The organism is Novosphingobium sp. (assembly GCF_040079535.1).
Taxonomy (GTDB): Bacteria; Pseudomonadota; Alphaproteobacteria; order Sphingomonadales; family Sphingomonadaceae; genus Novosphingobium.
Genome location: NZ_JBEBKB010000017.1, coordinates 30,732 through 53,914, shown reverse-complemented (window position 1 = coordinate 53,914; position 23,183 = coordinate 30,732). Strand labels below are relative to the sequence as shown.

General features: G+C 59.9%; 20 protein-coding genes. 13 read left to right on the top strand and 7 right to left on the bottom strand.

The window, feature by feature from the left end:
* The 4 genes from ABL914_RS07710 to ABL914_RS07695 all read right to left on the bottom strand — a co-directional run.
* Positions 1–484 (bottom strand): DUF924 family protein (locus ABL914_RS07710; RefSeq protein ID WP_391562592.1); only part of this gene is annotated, 484 nt, incomplete at its 3' end.
* Positions 485–498: 14 nt separating this feature from the next.
* Complete coding sequence (purC, locus tag ABL914_RS07705; protein ID WP_391562591.1) at positions 499–1,281, bottom strand: phosphoribosylaminoimidazolesuccinocarboxamide synthase; 783 nt, start codon at positions 1,279–1,281, stop codon at positions 499–501.
* Between the two features lie 124 nt (positions 1,282–1,405).
* Positions 1,406–2,182 (bottom strand): hypothetical protein, encoded by a 777-nt coding sequence (locus ABL914_RS07700; RefSeq protein WP_391562590.1) that lies wholly within the window; start codon positions 2,180–2,182, stop codon positions 1,406–1,408.
* A gap of 254 nt (positions 2,183–2,436) precedes the next feature.
* Positions 2,437–3,726, bottom strand: coding sequence for a hypothetical protein (locus ABL914_RS07695; protein WP_391562589.1), 1,290 nt, complete (start codon positions 3,724–3,726; stop codon positions 2,437–2,439).
* 109 nt (positions 3,727–3,835) lie between these two features.
* On the opposite strand from ABL914_RS07695, the gene ABL914_RS07690 reads away from it, so the two are divergent.
* From ABL914_RS07690 to ABL914_RS07660, 7 genes are all read left to right on the top strand, one after another.
* On the top strand, positions 3,836–4,246 hold the full coding sequence (locus ABL914_RS07690; RefSeq protein ID WP_391562588.1) for a ketosteroid isomerase-related protein: 411 nt from the start codon (positions 3,836–3,838) through the stop codon (positions 4,244–4,246).
* The gene (locus ABL914_RS07685) at positions 4,243–4,830 is read left to right on the top strand and encodes a GNAT family N-acetyltransferase (protein WP_391562587.1); all 588 of its coding nucleotides are present in this window, start codon (positions 4,243–4,245) and stop codon (positions 4,828–4,830) included. The genes ABL914_RS07690 and ABL914_RS07685 overlap by 4 nt, the downstream gene beginning before the upstream one ends.
* Complete coding sequence (locus ABL914_RS07680; RefSeq protein WP_391562586.1) at positions 4,827–5,720, top strand: carbon-nitrogen hydrolase family protein; 894 nt, start codon at positions 4,827–4,829, stop codon at positions 5,718–5,720. The genes ABL914_RS07685 and ABL914_RS07680 overlap by 4 nt, the downstream gene beginning before the upstream one ends.
* A 21-nt stretch (positions 5,721–5,741) precedes the next feature.
* Positions 5,742–7,247: a D-alanyl-D-alanine carboxypeptidase/D-alanyl-D-alanine-endopeptidase gene (gene dacB / locus ABL914_RS07675; protein ID WP_391562585.1), complete on the top strand. Its 1,506-nt coding sequence runs from the start codon at positions 5,742–5,744 to the stop codon at positions 7,245–7,247.
* Positions 7,248–7,397: 150 nt separating this feature from the next.
* Complete coding sequence (locus ABL914_RS07670) at positions 7,398–10,355, top strand: TonB-dependent receptor domain-containing protein (protein WP_391562584.1); 2,958 nt, start codon at positions 7,398–7,400, stop codon at positions 10,353–10,355.
* A gap of 157 nt (positions 10,356–10,512) precedes the next feature.
* Positions 10,513–10,821, top strand: coding sequence for a PilZ domain-containing protein (locus tag ABL914_RS07665; RefSeq protein WP_391562583.1), 309 nt, complete (start codon positions 10,513–10,515; stop codon positions 10,819–10,821).
* Between the two features lie 45 nt (positions 10,822–10,866).
* The gene (locus ABL914_RS07660; RefSeq protein ID WP_391562582.1) at positions 10,867–12,099 is read left to right on the top strand and encodes a class I SAM-dependent methyltransferase; all 1,233 of its coding nucleotides are present in this window, start codon (positions 10,867–10,869) and stop codon (positions 12,097–12,099) included.
* A gap of 92 nt (positions 12,100–12,191) precedes the next feature.
* On the opposite strand, the gene ABL914_RS07655 is transcribed toward ABL914_RS07660, so the two are convergent.
* The 3 genes from ABL914_RS07655 to purF all read right to left on the bottom strand — a co-directional run bounded on the left by ABL914_RS07655 (position 12,192) and on the right by purF (position 14,815).
* Positions 12,192–12,551: a PilZ domain-containing protein gene (locus ABL914_RS07655; RefSeq protein ID WP_391562581.1), complete on the bottom strand. Its 360-nt coding sequence runs from the start codon at positions 12,549–12,551 to the stop codon at positions 12,192–12,194.
* 81 nt (positions 12,552–12,632) lie between these two features.
* A complete protein-coding gene (locus ABL914_RS07650) occupies positions 12,633–13,346 on the bottom strand; it encodes an SDR family NAD(P)-dependent oxidoreductase (protein WP_391562580.1) in 714 nt (237 codons plus the stop codon).
* Positions 13,343–14,815, bottom strand: a complete 1,473-nt coding sequence (gene purF / locus ABL914_RS07645) for an amidophosphoribosyltransferase (protein WP_391562579.1) — start codon at positions 14,813–14,815, stop codon at positions 13,343–13,345. The genes ABL914_RS07650 and purF overlap by 4 nt, the downstream gene beginning before the upstream one ends.
* A gap of 145 nt (positions 14,816–14,960) precedes the next feature.
* Here purF and ABL914_RS07640 point away from each other — a divergent pair, with 145 nt between their 5' ends.
* The 6 genes from ABL914_RS07640 to ABL914_RS07615 all read left to right on the top strand — a co-directional run bounded on the left by ABL914_RS07640 (position 14,961) and on the right by ABL914_RS07615 (position 23,163).
* Entirely contained in the window at positions 14,961–16,202 is a 1,242-nt protein-coding gene (locus ABL914_RS07640; protein ID WP_391562578.1) for a lipoprotein-releasing ABC transporter permease subunit, read from the top strand.
* Complete coding sequence (locus ABL914_RS07635; protein WP_391562577.1) at positions 16,195–16,875, top strand: ABC transporter ATP-binding protein; 681 nt, start codon at positions 16,195–16,197, stop codon at positions 16,873–16,875. Before ABL914_RS07640 ends, ABL914_RS07635 begins: the two co-directional genes overlap by 8 nt.
* Before the next feature lie 80 nt (positions 16,876–16,955).
* Positions 16,956–17,489 carry a hypothetical protein gene (locus ABL914_RS07630; RefSeq protein WP_391562576.1) on the top strand — a complete coding sequence of 178 codons (534 nt, stop codon included), beginning with the start codon at positions 16,956–16,958 and terminating at the stop codon, positions 17,487–17,489.
* Between the two features lie 53 nt (positions 17,490–17,542).
* On the top strand, positions 17,543–18,022 hold the full coding sequence (locus ABL914_RS07625; protein ID WP_391562575.1) for a glutathione peroxidase: 480 nt from the start codon (positions 17,543–17,545) through the stop codon (positions 18,020–18,022).
* 61 nt (positions 18,023–18,083) lie between these two features.
* Entirely contained in the window at positions 18,084–21,551 is a 3,468-nt protein-coding gene (gene dnaE / locus ABL914_RS07620; RefSeq protein WP_391562574.1) for a DNA polymerase III subunit alpha, read from the top strand.
* A gap of 25 nt (positions 21,552–21,576) precedes the next feature.
* The gene (locus tag ABL914_RS07615; RefSeq protein ID WP_391562573.1) at positions 21,577–23,163 is read left to right on the top strand and encodes a long-chain fatty acid--CoA ligase; all 1,587 of its coding nucleotides are present in this window, start codon (positions 21,577–21,579) and stop codon (positions 23,161–23,163) included.
* Positions 23,164–23,183: the final 20 nt, after the last annotated feature.

Below are 23,183 nucleotides of genomic sequence, written 5' to 3'. Positions count from 1 at the left end.
GATGCTGACGCTGGCACGTGCACTGGCCGGCGCCACGGCCGCCGCGATCATCCCGCGGGCGATGGCGTGGATCGGCGACGTGGTGCCTTACGAGAAGCGCCAGCCGGTGCTCGCGCGTTTCCTGATCGGCCAGATCCTCGCTGTGCTCGAACGGGAGATAGTAGAACACCGCCAGCGCGGCGGGTGCCTGCCGATCGTGTCCGGCTGCCAGCGCCGGAGCGGCGATGGAGCGCGCCAGCGGATCGGCGGCATAGGAATGGGCCGATCCGCGAAACAGGTTGCGCGGGAATTGATCCAGCAGCAGCAGCAAGGCCAGGCTGCCTTCCCAGCTTTCCAACCAACCCGGCATTTCACCCCGAGCAGCAGCGTGGTGCCAGCCCTCAAACCGCTGGCGGATCGCGGTATCGAAGGCATCGTCCTTGGCGAACCATCTTTCAGGTCCGGCTTCTTGCCAAAAGGCAATGACTTCATCTGGAGACGGCATCACCGCCCGAAACCTTACTTGCCGCGCAGCTTGCGATGCGCGTTAAGGTCCAGCACTTCGCTGGGCCCGTTATCGGTATCAAGCAGGCCGAGGCGCCGGGCGACTTCCTGATAGGCTTCTTCCTCACCGCCCAGATCCCGGCGGAACCGGTCCTTGTCGAGCTTTTCGCCGGTTGTCATATCCCATAGGCGGCAACCATCGGGGCTGATTTCGTCGGCCAGGATGATCCGCGAATAATCACCATCCCACAATCGACCAAATTCCAGCTTGAAATCGATCAAACGGATGTTCACGGCGGCGAACATTCCGCTCATGAAATCGTTGATCCTGATCGCCATGCTGGAAATGTCCTGCATTTCCTCGTTGTTGGCCCAGCCAAAGCAGGCGATTTCTTCTTCGGAAATCAGCGGATCGCCCAGTGCATCATCCTTGAAACAATACTGGATCAGCGTGTGGGGCAGCGGTTCGCCTTCAGGAATGCCCAGTCGCTTGCTGAGCGAACCGGCAGCGACATTGCGCACCAGCACCTCGATCGGCACGATTTCCACCTGCCGCACCAATTGCTCGCGCATGTTGAGCCGTTTGATGAAATGAGTGGGGATGCCGATGTGGCTAAGACGGGTAAAAACATATTCGCTGATGCGATTGTTGATCACGCCCTTGCCCTGGATCGTGCCCTTTTTCTGGGCGTTGAAGGCGGTGGCATCATCCTTGAAATACTGGATGATCGTGCCCGGTTCCGGGCCTTCATAAAGGATCTTGGCCTTGCCTTCGTAAATCTGGCGACGACGCGACATGTGAGAGCGTTCCTTGGGCAGAGAAATGACAAACCCCGGCAAGGGCGGGTCAGGCAGACTCGCGCAGCCGGGGCGGGCCTTCGGCCTTACGCGAATTTGCTGCACCGCGCAATGCGCAGGCCGATCAGCTTCCCGTTTGCGATGCCACTGTAGGGAGGCTGGCAAGGCATTTCGTCAATTCAGCCCGTGCCTTCAGGCCGCTGTGCCAAACGCCCCCTACTGCAGGGCCGCCTTTATAGCCGACCTGAAAATCCTGCTTGTCCTCAATCGAGTCGAGTAGGGCCTGCGCCGAGGGAACCAGGAATACAAACATTCCCAAGTTGCCTTCTGGACCGAAGCGCATACTGAAGGCGCGAACCGATTGTTTTTCGCCCGATTGGGTTAGATCGAGCTGGACCATTTCGGGTTTTGCGGGCTTGGGAAAGACGCCGCCGAAGAACCCAAGCATCGTGATATTTTCCTTGCCACCCCAATGGATCATCGTGACCCCGCCTTTCAGGGTCCAGAACGTGGCGATGCAAGTTGGCTGGGGGTCGGTCGGTTTAGATTGATGAAAGGTCCACACCCCCTCGTACAGGGCCCGATAAGTCGGGTCATTTGCTAGCCGCTGCTCATGCTCTGCGCGTTCCAGCTCGGCAGCGCGGGCAATCCAGTTGATAGATGATTGCGGTGGTGCCGAGGAGAACCGAGAATCAGACCAATAATCGTCACCCTCGTCGGTGTCGCTGTTTTCCGCTTCCCATTCCGCTTGGTCATGGCTCTGCTGCATAATCTGCGCTTCTTGTGCGTGCTGGCGGGCCATGTCTTCCGCGTAGCTAGGCTGGGCATGGCTCTGTCCGGCCATCAGCGATAGTCCCATGATTCCCAGAGCTGCAAAAGTGAAGCGCGAAATTTTGAACATCGGTATACCCCTAAGTCAGAAGCCAATGGCCAATTCTCTGACTGGAAAGCAGTGCTCGAAATTGCCTGAACAGCCGATGAAGCCAACGGCGCCACGCCCGGACTCCTAATCGATGACGAACCTTGATTGACCGCGCATCCGCGCCGCCTGGTTCGGGTTAATCGCGCGGCACCAACCGGAGGATGAGATGGACCGCATCGCAGCCCTTGCCGGCACAAGTGAGCGCCGCAAGAGTGTGCCTGGCTGGCTGCCGGCTATCGGCCCAATGCCGTTCGAACAAGGCCGCTCAATGCGGCGCTGATCGCGTTTCCGACATCCTTCTTATAACCTGCTGCGTCATTAAGGGTAACGCCGAAGTTGAGATGCTGCGTTCCGGCGAGAGACATGCGATCGCCTGCGTCAAAAATTGTATAATAGTCCGTGCCGATGAAAACCGGGTTGCCCAGTGCAACTACCACGTCGCCATCTTTCGGCGGCATAGCCTTGGCGCTCTTTTTGATATTGGCGCTCACCGGTAAACGGAAAGCTATCCGGGATTTTTCCTCACGAAGGCGCACCACAGATTGTGCAGATGCACTGTAGTTAGTACTCGCGCGTTCACTTTCACTCTTCGCCGATACTTTTGTGAAGTTGATAAATTGCCATACCTTCACGACCACGCAATCCAGAGCCTTGGCTATCGCGGTTTCATGACCGGGCACATAATATATCTTGCTCGATGGGTAGCCTTTACCATGGACATAACAGCATTGCCCTCCTTCGAATAAGGAGTGATTGTATGCCTTTAGCCCTGTGGCACTAACGATTTTCGCCATGCCGCCATTGGTATCGCCCTTGGTCGTATTGTCAGATATGTTGCCAACCATGTAGTCGCCGTATTGGGTCAGCCCGGATGCTACGATGATATCGGGATAGGTGGGTTGGCTGGCCAGCAGCGCTTCATCAAGCACTTCGATACCCTTGGCCCTGAAATCTGCTTTAAGTGCAGAAAGGCCAGCGTCAGCAATGGCTTGCAGTACGGCCGTATCGGGGTTTGGCCAGGCCATCTTCGCTTCTACTTCTTTGGTCTTACCACCAAAGAATGTGGTACTACCCAAGCGGGTGGCGTTGTCGTTGTGAACGGATCCATCCATCTGGAATGCACAGACGAAATTGCTGATTATCACCCGCTTGACGCCTGCAAGCGATGCTATGTTACCCTCTGTGACCAGAAAATCTGGCACAGGCGCTTCGGGCACTTTTGGCTTTGCGCCAAATAAATCCGATCCACCCACTGCCAGCAGGCTGACTGCGCCTGCCGATTTGAACAAAAACCGGCGGCTGAAGTTTGAATTGGCCATGACGGGTGAAACTTTCAAAATGATTGGGGCATCGGCAGCTGGAAATTTGGTGGATTCATGACCTAGACAGCCGGATCGCAACACGATTGGAAAAACGCGCCAGTGGAGGAGAAGGGCGGCTGCCGATCGGCGAAAATAGGGCCGCACCGCGCCCCTGCGCCGCAGCCAAGCACGCTCAACTTGCACCAGGCGCCCATTGCCCATGCATATTCAGCCCAGCGAATGCCATCATGAGGAATTCTGATGCACCGCGCATCCGCGTTGCCGCGCCGCCTGGTTCGGGTTAATCGCCCGGCACCAACCGGAGGATAAGATGGACCGCGCCGAAGCCCTTGCCCTGCTGACCCGTTATTATGCCGCGTTCAATGGCGGTGATTGGCGCGGGATGCTCGATTGCCTCAGCGATGATGTGGCGCACGATATCAATCAGGGCGAAACCCAACGCGGCAAGGCCACTTTCGCGGCCTTTCTGGCGCATATGGAGCGGTGCTATCGTGAACGGCTGGATGCCATTGTGCTGATGGCCAGCGAGGATGGCACGCGCGGGGCTGCAGAATTCATCGTCCACGGCGAATACCTCTGCACCGATGAAGGCCTGCCCGAGGCCAATGGCCAGATCTATCAGTTGCCCGCCGGAGCCTTCTTTGCGTTTTCAGATGGAAAGATCGATCGGGTCACGGTCTATTACAACCTCAACGACTGGTGCGCGCAGGTTGGTGCATGAGCGTAACTGTCCGCCCATTGACCGGTGCGGAATTGCAGGATGCAATAGGCGATCTGGCACAGCTTAGGATCACGGTCTTTGCGGCCTATCCTTACTGCTACGATGGCGATCCTGGCTATGAAGCGGATTACCTGAGGCACTTCACGGCTGCGCCCGATGCGGTGCTGGTTGCAGCTATCCATGGTTCGCGAATTGTCGGGGCAGCCACGGCCAGCCCGATGGGGGCGCAGATGGATGCAATTCGCGCACCGTTTGAAACGCGCGGGATTGATACCGGGCGCTTGTTCTACTTTGGTGAGAGCGTGCTGTTGCCCGAATACCGGGGCAAGGGGATCGGCCATGCCTTTTTCGATCAGCGCGAACGCCAGGCGCGAATGGCGGGCGCTGATCGCGCAACTTTTGCGGCGGTGATCCGGCCAGACAGCCATCCGTTGCGTCCGGCAGGCTACACCCCGCTTGATGCATTCTGGCGCCGGCGCAGTTACAATCCGATTGCTGGTCTGATTACCGAACTGGCGTGGAAAGAGCATGGCGAGGCCGATGAAAGCCTCAAGCCGATGCAATACTGGATGCGCGAGCTGTGACCCGCTTCACCATCGCCGCTGCGCAATACCCAATTGAGCAGCTTGAGAGCTGGGCAGACTATGCCGGCAAGCTGACAGCCTGGGTTGAGGCCGCAGTGACAGGCGGGGCTGCGCTGGCGGTGTTTCCGGAATATGGCGCGATGGAACTGGCCGCGCTGGATCCGGCAACTTCTGGTGATTTGGCAGGTTCGCTTGCCAGTGTTGCCGCGTTCGCCCCGCAAGTTGATGCATTGCACAGGCAGCTGGCCGCGCGGCTTGGTATCCACATCCTGGCCGCATCGATGCCGGTTCGGCATAAGGATCGCTTCGTCAATCGCGCCAGGCTGTTTGCGCCATCAGGCAAAGTAGGGGTGCAAGACAAGCTGGTGATGACCCGGTTTGAGCGCGAGCAATGGTTTATCAGCGGATCGGGCCCACTACGCCTGTTTCAAACGTCGCTTGGAATCATCGGTATAAACATCTGCTATGACAGCGAATTTCCGCTTTTAGCTCGGGCTCAGGTGGAAGCCGGAATGGAGCTGTTGTTGGTTCCCAGCTGCACTGACAGCCTGCACGGCTATTGGCGGGTGCGGCTGGGTGCACAGGCCCGTGCGCTCGAAGGGCAATGTTTTGTGGTCCAGGCCCCGACAGTGGGGGAAGCGGCCTGGTCACCGGCCGTGGACGTCAATCGCGGTGCAGCTGGGGTCTATGGCCCGCCCGACAAGGGTTTGCCCGAAAATGGCGTTGTGGCACTGGGCGAGCTGGACGCGGCGCAGTGGCTGTTTGCAGAGATTGATCTGGCCACAGTTGCACAGCTGCGCGCTGATGGCGGGGTGCTAAATGCCCGGCATTGGGCAGAACAACCCGGCGCTGGCGCGCTATCTGCAATTGAGGTGGTGGACTTGCGCTGAAGCCTTGGGCAAGCTGCTGCGATGCTCAAACGTCTCACTTCGATCGCTTTGCTGTTTCTGGCAACACCGGCCCTGGCCGATCGGCCGGCTGCTGCAGAAACCGTCATGGCTGCGGTGGATCAGCCCAACCTGCTCCAAATCCGGATCGAGCAAGAGCTGGCCAATGCCCCAAGCGGTACGCGCTTTGGCCTGATGGTGGTAGACGATCAGGGCCGCAGCATCGTTGAAGTCAATCCCGATATGCGTTTCGTTCCGGCCTCCAATACCAAAATGGTCACGACCGCCGCTGCACTGGCGCTGCTGCCAGATATCGACAAGCCCGATGTAGCGGGCGGTACGCAAGTGTTCCTGCTCCGGGAAAAACGCTCCAAGGTGCCCGATGTGATGCTCTATGGCCGCGGCGATGCCCGGATGTCGAGCGCGCCCGATTGCACGCAGAACTGCCTGGCCGCGCTTGCCGATGCGGTGGCCGCCAAGACCAAGGTGGTCGGCGATGTGCTGGGCGATGACAGCTTCTTCCCAGACCAGCGCTGGAGCCCGGGGATGAGCTGGAACAATTTTGGATCCAATGACGCCACGGCAGCTTCCGCTCTGTCACTTGATGCCAATGAAATGACCGTCAAAGTCTCGCCCGGACAAATGGGCAAGCCGCCGGAGATCATCGCGCCGCCCTATGCGCGGATTCGCAATGAAGCGGTTACCGTTAGCGCCGGCGCACCGACCAACCTGGTGATCGAACACACCCCCAATTCACGCGAATTCCGGCTCCACGGCCAGATCGCAATCGGCAATTCCGGGTGGAGCGAGCGGATCGGGATCGATGATCCGGCGCATTATACCGCCTTTGTTTTTGCCGATATGCTGCGCGCGCGCGGGGTGAAAGTGACCGGTGCAATCCGGGTGAAGCACCAGCCCGTAATGGTCACTCGCCCGGACCAGGATGCAACGGCCGCTACGCTGGATGCAGGGCATGATTGGTTGGGAGGTCCGCTCGCGGCACTCACGCCGCCGCCGCTGGCCGAGATGCCGGCATTGGTCAACAAGCCCAGCCAGAACCACCACGCCGAACAGCTGTTGCGGCGGATCGGCCGGCTAAAGGGCAGCGGGTCGCTGGCTGATGGTCTAGCCGCAGAGCAGGCCTTTCTTCAGCAAGCCGGGGTGCCGCGGCAAGGCTATGATCTGTTCGATGGCTCGGGCATGTCAACTTACAACCGGTTCAGCCCGCGCGCGATGATGGCTTTGCTGACATACGCCCGGCATCAGCCATGGGGCCCGGCCTGGCTGGCCTCGTTCCCGGTATCTGGGGTCGATGGCACGCTGAAGCGGCGCTTCAAAGGAACACCGCTGGAAGGGCAGGTCAACGCCAAGACCGGCACGCTTAATGGCACCAATGCGCTATCGGGTACTCTGACCACAGCCAAGGGGCGCACCTTCACATTTGTATTCTTTGCCAATGATGTCCCCGATGGAACCAGCGCAATCCCGACCATGGAAAAGGTGTTGCAACTGATCCACGCCGCCAATTGAGGGGGGTTGTTGCCCGGTTGCAACACTTGCCCGGTCTGCCGATCAAAAGTGTCCTTGCTGGTTCCGCGCTATGGAAATCGGTCAAACGGCTGTTACGCTGCTGCCACTTGCGGGTCAGGATCCGCGATTCGGGCTTTTTTGGGGGTAATCATGAATTCACGCATTCTCGCGCGCGTCGCCTATGCTTGCAGCGCTTCATTGGTAGCGCTTTCAACACCCGCGTTCGCTCAGGAATTGCCAGACAGCGCGGCCCAATCGGCCGAAACCAAGGAAGCGCCAATCATCGTTACCGGCAGCCGGATCAAGCGCGATCCTTCGCGCAGTTCGGTTCCGTTGCAGATTTTTACCAACACCGATCTGGAACGCGCCGGGGTGCAAAGCTCCGAACAGATGAACATGTTCCTGACCTCGAACGGTTCGGGCGCAGACAATCTGGCCTCAAATTCTGACGTTGTAACCGGCGCACAGCGCGGCACCAACGGACTTTCGGCTGCCAACCTGCGCGGGCAGGGCAGTGGCTCCACACTGATCCTGCTCAACGGACGGCGGGTTGCCGCGCACGGGCTTTCGGGCGGCGCGGTTGACGTCAACCAGATCCCGTTTGCGCTGGTCGAACGGGTCGAAGTGCTGAAGGACGGTGCTTCGGCCATCTACGGCACCGATGCGATTGGCGGGGTGATCAACTATATCACCCGCAAGAACTTCACCGGCTTCAGCGTTTCGGGGATGGCCGACGTGACCGAGCAGGGCGGCGGAAACATCTATCGCGTCTCGGGTGCGATGGGCATCGGCGATCTGGATGAAGACGGCATCAATATAATGGGCGGCGTCTCTTACAGCTGGAACAAGATGCTGCGCGGATCGCAGCGCGATTTCGTAAACGGTAACCAGCCGGGCCGGGGGCTTTCGATCGACACCCGCGGCACACCGATCGCCTCGCTGTTCAACATTGGCACCAACACGTTCCAGAACCCCACTGGTTCGTTGCTGGCCGGATTGGTTTTGACAGCGCCCAACGGCGGCAATGCCGCTGCGGGCGGGATCAACATCCTCGATCTGCCCGGCGGGGCTGGCTGCGAATCGATGGACGGCGGCATGGCCTATGATTGGGAACTGTGGACCTCGCCCGATAACTATTATGCCTGCGCCTGGGATACCGGGCGCGCCGCCGTGATCCAGCAGCCGATCGAAACGCTGACCTATTACAGCAAGGTCACGATCAAGCTGGGCAGCAGCCAGCTATTTGGCGAAGTTACCGGTTCAAGCGCTGAATCAGCCAAAAGCTTTTCGCACGCCCAGGTTACGGCCAACACCGGCAACCTGCCATGGGCCTATCCACTTAACGGCAATACCACGGCCACCTACAACGCGATTTTCAATTCGCTCCTCAATGCCTTTCCGGGCAGCGCTGCCACGCTGAATGCGCGCTATGGCCGCCCGCTCTCAGGCCGCTGGCGCTGCATCGCGTGCGGACCACGGGAATATGTGACCAACACCCGTACCCTTAGGGCGATGGTGGGCATAGAAGGCCCGATCGGTGATGGTGCCTGGGATTACCGGATGGCTGCCAGCCATGCCGAAAGCGAAAGTTCATCGTTGCTGGGCAGCGGGTATTACTATCGCGGCACGCTTAGCAACGGTGCGTCAGATTTGGCGGCGCCGACTGCACCGGGCGCAACCGCGCCGGGCCTGCTCGGGTTGATCAACGCTGGCATCCTCAACCCCTTTTCGCTGACCCAAACCGATGCTGCGATTTCCGGTCTGGCCGCTGTCTCTGCTGAAGGCACAACGCTTTATGGGGGGCGCTATACGGTCAAGGAATTCGATGCCTCGGTTTCTGGTCCACTGTTTGATCTGCCGGCGGGCAAGGTGCAAATTGCACTGGGTGCGGCCTATCGCAAGGAGACTTACAGCTTCAATGGCTCGCCGGCTGCTGCGACCAATCAGCCGGTCATATTCCTGGCGGCCTTTGACAACGTCAACGCACTGACACCAAAATCACGCAACATTGCCTCGGCCTATGCCGAAGTGCTCATCCCCGTTTTTGAAGGTTTTGAAATTACCGGGGCGTTTCGGCTTGATGATTACACCCTGTTTGGAAGCACAACCAACCCCAAGGTTTCGTTCAAATATCAGGCCAGTGAATGGCTGATGTTCCGGGGCAGTTACAACACCAGCTTCCGGGTTCCGGGGTTTAACCAGCTGTATAATGGTATCACCACATCGCCGTATTCGGGCAGCGACATTGCCGATCCGGTTTCCTGTCCTGGAGGCGTTCCCACCACCAACACCGCAGGTTTCCCTTGCTCGCGGATTCGGCCGGATATCATCAACCGCGGCAATTTGAATCTTGTCCCCGAAACCGCAGTTCAGGCCAGCCTTGGCGTCGTCTTCCGTCCGAACCGGCAATGGACCTTGTCGGTGGACTGGTGGATGATCAACGTCGATGATCCGATCGCGATTGTTTCAATTCGCGATTATACGCGCAACGCACTTGATCTTCAGCCCTATTTTATCCGCAACCTGGCCGGGGTTATCACTGCAATTGATCAGCCTTGGCTCAACACTGGTGCGCGCCGTACCCAAGGTCTCGAAATTGCACTGCGTGGCGGCTTCGATATGGCCGGCATGGCCAAAGTAAATGTCGGGCTCGATGGAACCTATTTGCTGCAAAAACGCGACAAGGTCACCCCGGGTGCGCAGTATCTCAATCAACTTGGCGTGTTCAGCTTTGCCAACGATTTGGGCTTGCGCTGGAAGCACAACGCCTGGATCAGCTATAACAGCAAGGATTTCGCGATCACCTTTACCCAGGTGTTCCGGTCCAGCTATGGCAATGGCGCGCTGCCGGGGATTGCAAATGGAACGGTGACCCGCCCCGATTACAATCCGCGCGTTAAACCCTATGCGATCTACCATCTGTCGGCCTCGCTGCTTTCACTGGCGCCGGGTTACAAGATGACGGTTGGGGTGAAGAACCTGTTCAACACCGATCCGCCGTTTGCCATCACTTATGATGGTAATTCGGGGGCCGGGGGAAGCTGGGAACCGCGCGTGGCCGATCCGCGCGGGCGTTCGTTCAACATCCAGGTTGAAGTGAAGTTCTGAACCAATTCAGTGCGGTTAAGGTGCTTGGGGCGCTGCCATTGGCGGTGCCCCTTTCATTTCAAGTGTCTGATAGAGAGGTAAATTCATCCTTAACCTCGATTTTACCTGCTGGTGCGATAGTTCTAACGTTAACTGAGGATTTGGATCGTCCAGAACCATGATCGAGCAAGCACATCCCAACACCACAGGCGAACGCCGGGCCGATCGGACTGGGTATGAAGCCAAAGTGCAGTTTCGCGCCGGCAATCGCCGTGCCGATGTGAAAGTGCTCGATATTTCCGGGCTTGGCGCGCGCATATCGGGCGTATTTCTGGTCCACGACGGCGATCGCTTCTTCCTCAAGATCGGCAACCTTGAACCGATCGAGGCGCGGGTCGCATGGGTGACCGATTTCGAATTCGGCTGCGAGTTTCTGCGCCCGATCAACGAAGTGATCCTGGAAGCACTTACCAACCGCCGGATGTGATCCCGCCGATTGCAGTCCCAATTCGCGTGGTCCATATCCCGCCCAATGAACAGCGGGCGGGGAACCGAATTGACACATGCGGGCGGGCCGGTGGCACTGGATGCGGGCTGGCTGGCGCGGTTATGGGTCGGCTCTGCCAGGCGGCTGCTGCGCGGCTTTGATGCCGGGATAGTCCAGGGCTCAATCGATCTGACACTTCCCGATGGCAGCCGCCAGCGCCTGGGCGGACGCAACCCCGGCATTGCTGCCCAGCTTACCCTGAATAACTGGAGCGGCTTGGTTCGCGGGGCCAGCGCCGGGTCTGTCGGGCTGTTCAAGAGCTGGGAAGCAGGTGAGTGGGACAGTGCCGATCTGGCCGGCCTGTTTGCAGTGCTGGCGGCCAATTCAGCGCACCTTTCAAAGCAATTGCGCGCACGCGGTCCGTGGCGGCTGGGTGGACGCGTGCTGCATTGCCTGCACCGCAACTCCCGATCGGGCGCACGGCGCAACATCCATGCCCATTATGATCTGGGCAATGATTTCTACGCCGCCTGGCTTGATCCCGAAATGGTCTATTCCAGTGCCCGGTTTCAACCGGGTGAACCCGATCTGGCTGCGGCACAACGGCGCAAGCTGGATAGCGTTGCGGATCGGGTTGCAGGTGCGCACAACGTGCTTGAGATCGGTTGCGGCTGGGGAGCGCTGGCGCAGCGGCTTGCTGAAAGCGGGATGGCTGTCACCGCGATCAGCCTGTCCGATGCACAGCTGGACTGGGCCCGGGCCAACCGGCCATCGGCAATTGACTTTTGCAAGCAGGACTACCGCGATGCCCAGGGGCAGTTTGATGCCATCGTTTCGGTTGAGATGGTTGAGGCGGTCGGCCAGGAATACTGGGACGCGTTCTTTGCCGCAGTGGCGCGCTGCCTGAAGCCGGGCGGACGAGCCGCAATCCAGTATATCGCCATCCGTGACGATCTATTCGAAGCCTATGCCCAAAGCGCCGATTTCATCCAGACCTACATTTTTCCCGGCGGGATGCTGGTCAGCGAAAGCCGGTTTCGCGCGCTCGCAGCGCTGCACGGTCTGGATTGGCAAGACCAGATCGACTTCCCGCTCGATTACGCCGAAACGTTGCGGATCTGGTTGGAGAAATTCGATCTCGCTGTCAGCCAGGGCCGGCTGCCAGATGGTTTCGATCACCGCTTTGTGCGGATGTGGCGCTTTTACCTGATGTATTGCGAGGGTGGCTTCCGCGGCGGCCTGATTACTGTGGCCCAGGTGACGCTGATCCTAGAGTAGGGTTGTCCCACCCAGACGCGCGACAACCGCGTTATGGGGGGTAGGGACACGGGGGGAAAGCCCGGCGCCCAGGTGGGACGGCAAGGTTCCGCTCAGGAAACCGTGCGGAACATCGGAGTGGTCTGCCAGCGCGACAGGATGTTGTCATGGACGATCGGGCTCAGCAATTTTTCGAACGCACAGCCAACCAGGCTGTTGTCCCACCAGATCACTTCGCCTTGCAGCGATTCGATGCCGGGCAAGGTCAGCCAGCAGACGGTGCCGGGCAGCAGCCGGTTTACCGAAGCGCCGCAAAAGCCGCTGAGCGACAGATCGTGGATTACGCTTTGAAAGCCACGACCACCCGAAACCCGCAAGGTTGCGGGGATCGAAACGCGTGTACGCGGTGCGCTGCGATCTTCCTGCGCGGCCGTGAAATATGGATCTTTTGTCTGCAACAGGTTTTCGTGCATTGCCCGGCCCTTTGATCAAACGTTGCCGGTTCCCTTCCCGACACGATTGGCAAAGTATGGCGCCTTGCGGTTTCCGGGGCCTTATGAGGAAAGGTTAACCCGTTCGCGGTGTGGGCTGGCAAACCGTTCACCAAGTAATGCCAGCAGCCGTTCAGCCACGGCTTCGGGCGGCTTTACGCTGGCCGGATCTTCGCCGGGATAGGCCTTGGCCCGCATTGCGGTGCGGGTTGCACCGGGATCAAGGATCGCAACCCGGGTCTTTGAGGTATTGCGCGCTTCCTCGGCATAGCTGGCGATCAGATTTTCGGCCGCGGCCTTGCTTGCGCCATAGGCCCCCCAAAAGGGCCGGGCTTCGCTGGCGACTGAACTGGTCAGATAGACCAGCCGCGGATCGGCCGATGCCTTGAACAACCGATCAAACCACGCGATCAGGGCCTGGGTGGCCAGAACATTGACGGTCAGTGCCTTTGAAAACTGGGCCTGATCGATATCGCGCACCGCAGTCAGCTGAGGCAAAACGGCGGCCGCGTGGACCATGACATCAAGCTTGGCCCAGCGCTGGGTAATCGCTTCGGCCAGCCGTGCAATCGAATCACCTTCGGCCAGATCGCACGGGGCAATCGTGGCGCTGCCGCCAGCTTCGAAGATAGCTTCTTCAATACTTTCAAGCGATTTGGCATCGCGCCCGGTTATCACCACGTGCGCGCCGGCCGCAGCCAATGCCTTTGCCGAAGCCGCACCGATCCCGCGGCTGGCCCCGGTGACCAGCGCGATCTGCCCCGAAAGATCAGTCATGCAACTTGGCCAACCGACAGTGGCAGCTGATCCTGATCTGCGGCGCGATCGGCCAGATCGGTAAGGCTGGTGGGATATTCGCCGGTGAAGCAGGCATCGCAATGCTGCGGACAGGCACCGTTACGGCTGGTTTCGCCCACTGCCCGGTACAGACCATCGATCGAAACAAATGCCAGACTATCGGCAACGATGAACTTGGTCATCTCCTGCACGTCCATCCGCGCAGCCAGCAATTTGTGCCGTTCGGGGGTATCAACCCCGTAAAAGCAGCTGTGCTGGGTTGGCGGGCTGGCCACCCGCATGTGCACCTCTTTGGCTCCGGCATCGCGCATCATCTGCACGATTTTCATCGATGTGGTGCCGCGCACGATCGAATCGTCGATCAACACGATCCGTTTGCCTTCCACCAACGCGCGGTTGGCATTGTGCTTGCGCTTTACATCGGCATGCCGGGCCCCGTCGCTGGGCTGGATGAACGTGCGGCCAACATAGTGCGACCGAATAATCCCCAGCTCGAACGGAATGCCGCTTTCCTGGGCAAAGCCGATTGCTGCGGGCACCCCGCTATCGGGCACCGGAATCACCAGATCGGCCTCTACTGGCGCTTCCTTGGCCAGTTCCTTGCCGATTGCCTTGCGCACTTCGTAAACCGACCTGCCGCCCATCACCGAATCCGGGCGGCTGAAATAGACGTGTTCAAAAATGCATGGGCGCGGGGCCGGATCGCCGAACGGGCGGTGGCTGGAAACCCTGCCATCCATACGCACTTCGATGATTTCACCTGGCTCAACTTCGCGAACGAAAGTTGCCCCGACCACGTCGAGCGCGACGGTTTCGCTGGCAAAGACGGTGGCGTCACCGATCTTGCCCATCACCAGCGGGCGGATCCCCAGAGGATCGCGGCAGGCAATCATCCGCTTGGGGGTCATGCAGATCAGCGAATAAGCGCCTTCGATCATCCGAAGCGCATCGACCAACCGGTCCATCAGTGTTGGAAAGCGGCTGGTGGCGATCAGGTGGATGATCACTTCGGTGTCAGAGCTGGATTGGAAGATCGATCCCTTGTGCACCAATTCGTGTTTCAAATGCAGTGCGTTGGAAATGTTCCCGTTGTGCGCCACTGAAAAACCGCCGCGCGCCAGATCGGCATAGAGCGGCTGGACATTGCGCAGCCCCTGGCCGCCGGTGGTGGAATAGCGCACATGCCCGCTGGCCATTTCGCCGGGCAGTTCAGACAGGATCGTGGCATCGGAAAAGACCTGGGCAACATGGCCAAGGCCCCGCCGGGCGAAGAATTCTGCGCCGTTCCAGCTAACGATCCCGACAGCTTCCTGGCCCCGGTGCTGCAGCGCATGGAGCCCCAGCGCAGTCATACCAGCAGCTTCGGGCGATCCGATCACGCCAAAGATGCCGCATTCCTCGCGCAGCTTGTCACCGTCTGCGTCAAGAAAGGGGTGGGTAAGGTTCATATGTGGTTGCCTGGCCCTGGGGAATCGCCCTGTTCCGCCGCCTTTGGCCCCGGATGCAGGGGAAAGCAAGTGGTCGCCCATTGCTCTTGCTCGCCTGTCCCCCTAAATTGCGCTCAGCCTTGGCGAAATTTCAAAGAGAACCCGCTTGATCCTGACCCCTTTTGAGAAGACCCTGATCCGGCGCTATATGCTGCCGGGCCGAAGCGAGGCGTTTATTGCCATGGTCGCCGGGATCAGCCTGGTCGCGGTGATGCTGGGGGTGATGGCGCTGGTCGTGGTGATGAGCGTGATGAACGGCTTTCGCGCCGAACTGTTTGACAAGATCGTCGGGTTGAACGGTCATGCGATCGTGCAGGGCTATGGCGGGCGGCTGGATAACTGGCAGCAGGTGCTGGAAGACATCAGGAAGACGCCCGGCGTCAAGCGCGCGTCCCCGCTGATCGAACAGCCCTTGATGGTCACTTTCAATGGCCGGGCCGATCTGATCTTCGCCCGCGGCAACACGGCTGAGGATATCGCCCGGCTGAAGGACAAGGTTGTGGCCGGAAGCCTGGCCAACGTGCGCCCGGATGCCGGTGAAGTGGTGATCGGCAATGAACTGGCGAACAATCTGGGCGCGCGAGTTGGCGATACCATCACGATCATCAATCCGCAGGGGCAATCAACCCCGTTTGGCACCGTGCCGCGCCAGATCGGCTACCGGGTGGCCGCGATTTTCACGATCGGGGTCTATGAATACGATCAGCGTTTTGTGGTGATGCCGATCCCCGATGCGCAGACCTTGCTGCTTAGCGGTGACACGATTGGGATGATCGAGGTGCAGGTCGAAAACCCGGACCGGGCGATGGAAACGATGGCCGGGATCGAAGAACGCTATGCCGGGCAGGCCTTGATCAAGGACTGGAAATCGATCAATTCTGGCCTGTTCCAGACGCTGGAGGTTGAGCGGGTGGTGATGTTCATCATCCTGTCGCTGATCGTGCTGGTGGCGGTGTTCAATATCCTGTCCAGCCTGATCATGCTGGTCCGTGCCAAAACCCGCGATATCGCGATTTTGCGCACGATGGGGGCAACCCGCCAATCGATTCTCAAGGTGTTCGTCACGCTGGGGTTCAGCATCGGTGCGGCCGGCACCTTGCTTGGGCTGGGGTTGGGGTTTGTACTGCTGTATTTCCGGCAGGGCTTTGTCCATTTGATCGAACGGATTACCGGGCAAAGCATGTGGGATCCCACGATCCGGATTCTGACCGAGCTGCCCAGTCGTAGCGAGCCGTTTGAAGTGGCGATGATCGCGGTGATGGCGCTGCTGTTCAGCTTCCTTGCCACGCTCTATCCGGCCTACCGCGCGGCCGCGACCGATCCGGTGCAGGTGCTGCGCTATGAGTAACCCCGTGATCCGACTGACCGGGCTGACCCGCAGCTTTCAGCAGGGCGGGGAAGTGATCGAAGTGCTGCGCGGGGTCAATCTGACCGTCGCGCCCGGAGAGATCGTGGCGCTGCTGGGGCCCTCGGGGTCGGGCAAATCAACCTTGCTGCAGGCGGTTGGCCTGCTTGAAGGCGGGTTTGGCGGCACAATCGAGATTGACGGTACCGATGCATCGGCGCTGGACGGCGATAATCGCACCACCTTGCGGCGCGAGAAAGTGGGCTTCGTCTACCAGTTCCATCACCTGCTGCCCGATTTCAACGCCTTGGAAAATGTCGTGATCCCGCAGCTGCTGATCGGCACGGAGAGCAGCCAGGCCGAAGCGCGCGCAAGCGAACTGCTGGGCGCGCTGGGGCTTGCTGAGCGCCTGACCCACCGCCCGAGCCAGCTTTCCGGCGGCGAGCAGCAGCGTGTGGCCGTAGCCCGCGCGCTGGCCAACAAGCCGGTGCTGGTGCTGGCTGATGAGCCGACCGGCAATCTGGATGAGCAGACGGCGGACAAGGTGCTGGGCGAATTCCTCAGCCTGGTGCGCAATGCCGGCAGCGCAGCGCTGGTCGCCACGCACAACGAACGCCTGGCAGCGCGGATGGACCGCGTGGTGCGGCTGCACGAAGGCGTACTGGACAGGCCTTGATCGGGCCGACTTGGCGGTCGGTCGAACCGGGCTTGCCAAGCGGCATCCAGCGCGGCCTCGTGCGGCATGGAGGGACCGCCATGTCATTTGCATTTGCCGCTGCACTGATCGCCCAGGCCGCCGGGGCGACAGCTCCTGCGCCGCCGCCAAACCCCTGTGCTGCGCCGGTTTATCAGGCGTTCGATTTCTGGGTGGGTGACTGGGATGTCTATCCCAACATCAAGGACCCGGCCAAGGCTCCGCTGATTGCCCGCAGCAGAATCGAAAAACTCTATGGCGGCTGCGCCATTCGCGAAAACTGGATGCCGGTCCAAGGCGCCGGAGGGGGCAGTTTGAATGCGCCTGATCCGGCAACCGGGCGTTGGCACCAATACTGGCTGGACAGCACCGGCGGACGGGTTGAATTCGATGGAGGTCCGGTAGCGGGCGCAATGGTGTTGACCGGATTTTGGCCCGGCGTTGCTGGCCCAGGCAAAGACGGCCTGATCCGGATGAGCTATACCCGGATCGATGCTGATACGGTGCGCCAATATGGCCAGATCTCAACCGATCATGGAATGACCTGGACCGACAATTTCGATTTCATTTATCGGCGCGCAAAACCGGCGAGTTGACCTTGCGGCCAAATCGGGCTCAGACTGATCCAAACAGATTTGGGAGAGCCTAGATGACCACTATCGCCGATTTCACCGCAGACTTGCCCGGCGGCAAGCAGGCCAAGCTGGCCGACAAAGTGGGCAAGGTGCTGCTGGTGGTCAACACCGCCAGCAAATGCGGTTTCACCCCGCAGTATGATGGGCTGGAAGCGCTGCACAAGAAGTATGGCGCGCAAGGCTTTGAAGTGCTGGCATTCCCCTGCAACCAGTTTGGCGGTCAAGAACCGGGCAGCGCCGATCAGATCGAGGAATTCTGCAAGGTCAATTTCGGGCTCAGCTTTCCGTTGATGGCCAAGGTTGAAGTCAACGGTCCCGGCGAGGATCCACTTTACAGCTGGCTGAAAAAAGAGGCGCCCGGCCTGATGGGCACGCGTTCGATCAAGTGGAACTTCACCAAATTCCTGATCGGCCGCGATGGTCAGGTGGTGCGGCGCTATGCCCCGACCGATAAGCCCGAAAGCATCGCCAAAGACATCGAAAAGCTGCTTTAGGCCCGGGGAAAACGCGGCTGGATGATTGGCCGAATCGGTGCACCGCACTAGGCTCGGCAAAATGGCCCACACCAAATTCGTTCCGCTGCGCGTGCTTTCAAGCTATTCGATGCTTGAAGGCGCGATTGATCCCAAGGCCGTGGCGAAGCTGGCAGTGGAACGCGGCTTTCCGGCCATCGCGCTGACTGACCGGAACGGGCTTTATGCGGCGATGGCCTTTGCAGGGGCAGCGCGCGAAATGGGCGTGCAGCCGATCATCGGTACGTTGCTGGGGGTGCGGCGGGGGCTTGATGGCCCGGTCGATTGGCTGGCATTGCTGGCACAGAACGAAGCTGGTTGGAACAACCTGTGCCATCTGGTGTCCGCAGCGCATCTTGATCGTCCGCTTGAATTGGAACCGCATGTAACGCTGGATCAGCTTGACGGGCGCACCGACGGCCTGATCGCGCTGACAGCGGCGGGCGAGGGCGCGCTGGTGCGGCTTCTGGCTGAAGATCGGCAAGAGGCGGCAGGCGATTATTGCCAGCGGCTTGAAGCCTTGTTTCCAGGCCGGCTCTATATCGAGGTGGCCCGGCGCGGCGAAATGGCTGAGGATGTGGCCGAGGATGCGCTCATCGCGCTGGCGTTTGAACGCGGCCTGCCGCTAGTCGCCACCAATCCGGCGGCATACGGGGATCCCGGCTTTGTCGCGGCGCATGATGCCATGCTGTGCATCGCCAATTCAACCCACCTGGATGCTGCCGATCGCCCGCGCACCAATTCACAGAACTGGGTGAAGAGCGCGCCGATGATGGCAGAGATCTTTGAAGACCTGCCCGAAGCATTGGCCAATACGTTGGTGGTCGCCCAGCGCTGCGGCTATGCCGCGCCCAAGCGCAAGCCGTTGCTGCCCAGCCTGGCCGGCGACAAGGCTGGTGAAGCGCAGATGCTGGTGGACGATGCGCGCGCCGGATTGCAAGCGCGGCTGGCACCCTATGGTGAATTGAGCGAAGAAGAGCGCAAGGTTTATGCGGACCGGCTAGATTTTGAAACCGGCGTGATCAACAAGATGGGCTTTGCCGGCTATTTCCTGATCGTGGCCGATTTCATCAAATGGGCCAAAGACAACGATATTCCGGTGGGGCCGGGACGCGGTTCTGGGGCGGGCAGCGTGGTGGCCTGGGCGCTTACCATCACTGATCTTGATCCGATCCGGTTGGGGCTGCTGTTCGAACGCTTTCTCAACCCCGAACGCGTTTCGATGCCGGATTTCGATATCGATTTTTGTGAAACCCGCCGTGGCGAGGTGATCCGTTATGTCCAGGCCAAATATGGCCACGATCACGTTGCCCAGATCATCACGTTCGGCAAGCTCAAGGCCCGCGCGGTGCTGCGCGATACCGGGCGGATCCTGCAGATGAGCTATGGCCAGGTTGATCGGCTGACCAAGATGGTGCCCAACCATCCGACCGATCCCTGGACCTTGCCGCGCGCGCTGAACGGCGTGGCCGAGCTGAAACGCGAATACGATAATGATGATGAAGTGCGGCGCCTGATCGATCTGGCGATGCAGCTTGAAGGGCTAAACCGCAACAGTTCTACCCACGCCGCTGGCGTGGTTATCGGCGATCGTCCGTTGGCGCAGCTGGTCCCGCTGTACCGCGATCCGCGATCTGACATGCCGGTCACCCAATTTGACATGAAATATGTCGAAGATACCGGGCTGATCAAATTCGATTTTCTGGGTCTCAAGACGCTTTCCGTGCTGAAGAAGGCGCTGCAATTGCTGAGCAAGCGTGAGATCGAGATCAATCTTGATGCCTTGCCGTGGGATGATGCAGCGGTCTATCAGCTGCTGCAATCGGCTGACACGGTGGGGGTCTTCCAGCTTGAATCCGAAGGCATGCGGCGCACGCTGAATGTCGTAAAGCCCAGCAATTTTGGAGACATCATCGCACTTGTTGCGCTCTACCGGCCTGGCCCGATGGATAACATCCCGCTGTTTGGCCGCCGCAAGAACGGGGCCGAAGCGATTGAGTATCCGCATCCCAAGCTGGAGCAGATCCTGGCCGAAACCTATGGGGTGTTCGTCTATCAGGAACAGGTGATGCAGGCAGCGCAGATCCTGGCGGGATATTCGCTGGGTGAAGCAGATCTTTTGCGCCGCGCGATGGGCAAGAAGGATCAGAAGGAAATGGACGATCAGCGGGCCCGGTTCATCGCTGGCAGCGCCGAATTTTCGCAAATTGGGGAGGCCAAGGCCGACGAGCTGTTCGACTTGATCGACAAATTTGCCGGCTATGGTTTCAACAAGAGCCATGCTGCGGCCTATGCCCTGCTGGCCTATCAGACCGCCTGGCTAAAAACCCACTATCCGCACGAATTCTATGCCGCTTCGATGTGCTTCGATATGCACCAGTCGGAAAAACTGGCGTCGTTCGTGGACGACATGCGGCGCTGCGGACTGGCGCTGGAAGGGCCGGATATTAATCACAGCGAAGCCGAATTTACGGTTGAGCGGACCGATCAGGGCCACGCAGTTCGCTATGCCTTGGCCGGGGTCCGCAATGTCGGCGAAAAGGCGATGGATGCGATCGTTGCAGAGCGCGAGGCGAACGGCGCCTTCACCAGCCTTGAGGATGTGTTCCGCCGGGCCCCGCAAGGATCAATGAACCGGCGCCAGCTTGAAGGGCTGGCCGGGGCCGGGGCTTTCGATGCGCTGGAGCCTGATCGGGCCAAGGTGCTGGCCAATGCCGATATGCTGCTGGCGGTGGCGGATGAGGCCGAACGCAGCCGCACCAGCGGACAAGCTGCGCTGTTTGGCGGGGATGATCATGCCGCACCTGCGTTGCGGTTGGTGCAGGTTGAACCTTGGTCAAAGACCGAACAAATGGCCCGCGAACGAGAAACTTTCGGCTTTTACTTTGCCGCGCATCCGGCCGAGCAATGGCGCGCGGTTGCGGTGGCCAATGGCGCGCGGACCTATGCTAGCCTGATGGAAGGCGGCGTGCCGGGCGGGCGCAGCCAGGCGGTGATGGCGGCGATGGTTGAAGGGGTAAATCGCGGCAAGACCCGACGCGGGGCAGATTTTGTCCGGGCCGATTTCTCCGACCAGTCTGGCCAGTTCTCTGCTGCCTGCTTTGAAGAAGGCCTGGTTGAACCGATGCTGGGGTGGGCCAAGGATGGTACTTGCCTGCTGCTGACGGTAGAGCTTGATGCACCAAGCCCTGACGAGCCACCACGCGTAACCGTGCGCGGGGCGCGCCCGCTCAGCGAGGTGAAAAGCGCCGGATCAATGCTGCTGCGTTTTGAAGTGTTGCGGCCCGAACTGTTCAGCGAACTGGCTCTGCTATTGCCGCGCGGGGCGGATGGCCGCGGTGAAGTTGTAGCCTGTATCCAGACAGCAGGCGGCAAAGAGGCCCGGATTTGCCTGGGCAAGGACTTTCAGCTTGATGGTGAACTTGCTGAGCGCTTGGCAAGCGTCTCTGGACTTGCCAATGTAGCGTTGAGCGCGCGGCGCGGGGGGGCAAATCTCCGCCTGGTTGCGTAAGACAAACGGGTATCAGGAGAGCCAAATGCTGGGAGCCATGCAGGACTGGGACCTTCGGGTCACGCGGATCATCGATCATGCGGCGCGGGAAAACGGCACGCGCGAAATCGTGACCCGCTGGGCCAATGGCAGCGAGAGCCGCAGCAATTGGGCAGAGGTCCGGTTCAACGCTCTGAAGATGACCCAGGCCCTGCGCGGGCTTGGCATCCTGCAGGGCGATCGGATTGCGACCTTGGCGATGAACCATGTCCATCACCTGATCAGCTGGTACGGCGCGGTTGGCGTAGGCGGAGTGCTGCACACCATCAATCCGCGGCTGTTTGACGATCAGCTGGAATATATCGCCAACCATGCCGAGGATCAGGTGCTGCTGTATGATGCGGCATTCCAGCCAATTGTTGATCGGATGAAGCCGCGCTGGACCACGATCAAGCATTACATCTGTTTTGATAACGGCCAGTTTGCAGACTGGATCGGGGCGGAAGATGGCCAGACCGAATGGGCCCAGGGCGACGAGCGCGATCCGTGCATGCTGTGCTATACCAGCGGAACCACCGGCAATCCCAAGGGCGTTCTGTATGAGCACCGCTCGACCATGCTGCACGCGATCACCAGCATCCAGCCGGCCTTGTTTGATTTCGATGCCCGATCGGTAATGCTGCCGGTGGTGCCAATGTTCCATGCGGCCAGTTGGGGGCTGCCATGGGGCGGGGCTGCGGCCGGGGTCAAATTCGTGTTTAGCGCAGTCAACGATCCGGCGGTGCTGTGTGATCTGATGAACCGTGAGAAAGTGACCCATTCGGCCGGCGTTCCCACCGTCTGGCTGGCCACGTTCCAGCACATGGATGCCACCGGCACCACACTGCCGACGCTGCGCCACGCGATCATCGGCGGATCGGCCGCGCCGCGCTTTATGCTGGAACGGTTGATGAAGGCCGGGGTCAATGTTGCCCACGCCTGGGGGATGACTGAAACCAGCCCGATCGGCACCACCGGGGCACGGACACCCGATTGGGACGATCTCAGCTTTGAACAGCAGGTCGATATCAAGGCGATGCAGGGCCGCACACCGTTTGGGGTGGAAATCCGCTGCGTATCGTTGGACGATCCGAATCAGGAGCTGCCGCGCGATGGCCAGACCAGCGGTGCGTTGCAAGTGCGCGGGCCGTGGGTGATCAAACGCTATTTCAAGGCCGAAGCCGATGCGACCGATGCCGAACAGTGGTTTGATACCGGCGACGTTGCGATCATCCATCCCGATGGCACCTTGCAGCTGACCGACCGGACCAAGGATGTGATCAAATCTGGCGGCGAATGGATCAGCTCGGTCGAACTGGAAAATGCTGCGATGAGCCACCCGGCAGTGGCCGAGGCGGCGGCGATTGGAATCTATCACCCGCGCTGGGATGAGCGCCCGATCCTGATCGTGGTCAAAAAGGCCGGGGCCGAAGTGAGCGCTGATGAAATCAAGGTGCATCTGGCGCAGACTGTGGCCAAATGGTGGTTGCCCGATGCGGTGGAATTCGTCGCGGAGATTCCCCACGGCGGCACCGGAAAGGTCAGCAAGAAAGACCTGCGCGAACAGTTCCGCGATTACAAGCTGGCGGATTGATCCTCCCCAAAGGGGGAGGA

Coding starts and splice junctions, on each gene's coding strand:
- ABL914_RS07685 (WP_391562587.1), top strand. CDS start 4,243: ATGAGCGTAACTGTCCGCCCATTGACCGGTGCGGAATTGCAGGATGCA.
- ABL914_RS07630 (WP_391562576.1), top strand. CDS start 16,956: ATGTCATTTGCATTTGCCGCTGCACTGATCGCCCAGGCCGCCGGGGCG.
- ABL914_RS07650 (WP_391562580.1), bottom strand. CDS start 13,346: ATGACTGATCTTTCGGGGCAGATCGCGCTGGTCACCGGGGCCAGCCGC.
- ABL914_RS07655 (WP_391562581.1), bottom strand. CDS start 12,551: ATGCACGAAAACCTGTTGCAGACAAAAGATCCATATTTCACGGCCGCG.
- ABL914_RS07665 (WP_391562583.1), top strand. CDS start 10,513: ATGATCGAGCAAGCACATCCCAACACCACAGGCGAACGCCGGGCCGAT.
- ABL914_RS07695 (WP_391562589.1), bottom strand. CDS start 3,726: ATGGGCAATGGGCGCCTGGTGCAAGTTGAGCGTGCTTGGCTGCGGCGC.
- ABL914_RS07615 (WP_391562573.1), top strand. CDS start 21,577: ATGCTGGGAGCCATGCAGGACTGGGACCTTCGGGTCACGCGGATCATC.
- ABL914_RS07670 (WP_391562584.1), top strand. CDS start 7,398: ATGAATTCACGCATTCTCGCGCGCGTCGCCTATGCTTGCAGCGCTTCA.
- ABL914_RS07660 (WP_391562582.1), top strand. CDS start 10,867: ATGAACAGCGGGCGGGGAACCGAATTGACACATGCGGGCGGGCCGGTG.
- dnaE (WP_391562574.1), top strand. CDS start 18,084: ATGGCCCACACCAAATTCGTTCCGCTGCGCGTGCTTTCAAGCTATTCG.
- ABL914_RS07635 (WP_391562577.1), top strand. CDS start 16,195: ATGAGTAACCCCGTGATCCGACTGACCGGGCTGACCCGCAGCTTTCAG.
- ABL914_RS07700 (WP_391562590.1), bottom strand. CDS start 2,182: ATGTTCAAAATTTCGCGCTTCACTTTTGCAGCTCTGGGAATCATGGGA.
- dacB (WP_391562585.1), top strand. CDS start 5,742: ATGCTCAAACGTCTCACTTCGATCGCTTTGCTGTTTCTGGCAACACCG.
- ABL914_RS07690 (WP_391562588.1), top strand. CDS start 3,836: ATGGACCGCGCCGAAGCCCTTGCCCTGCTGACCCGTTATTATGCCGCG.
- ABL914_RS07625 (WP_391562575.1), top strand. CDS start 17,543: ATGACCACTATCGCCGATTTCACCGCAGACTTGCCCGGCGGCAAGCAG.
- purF (WP_391562579.1), bottom strand. CDS start 14,815: ATGAACCTTACCCACCCCTTTCTTGACGCAGACGGTGACAAGCTGCGC.
- purC (WP_391562591.1), bottom strand. CDS start 1,281: ATGTCGCGTCGTCGCCAGATTTACGAAGGCAAGGCCAAGATCCTTTAT.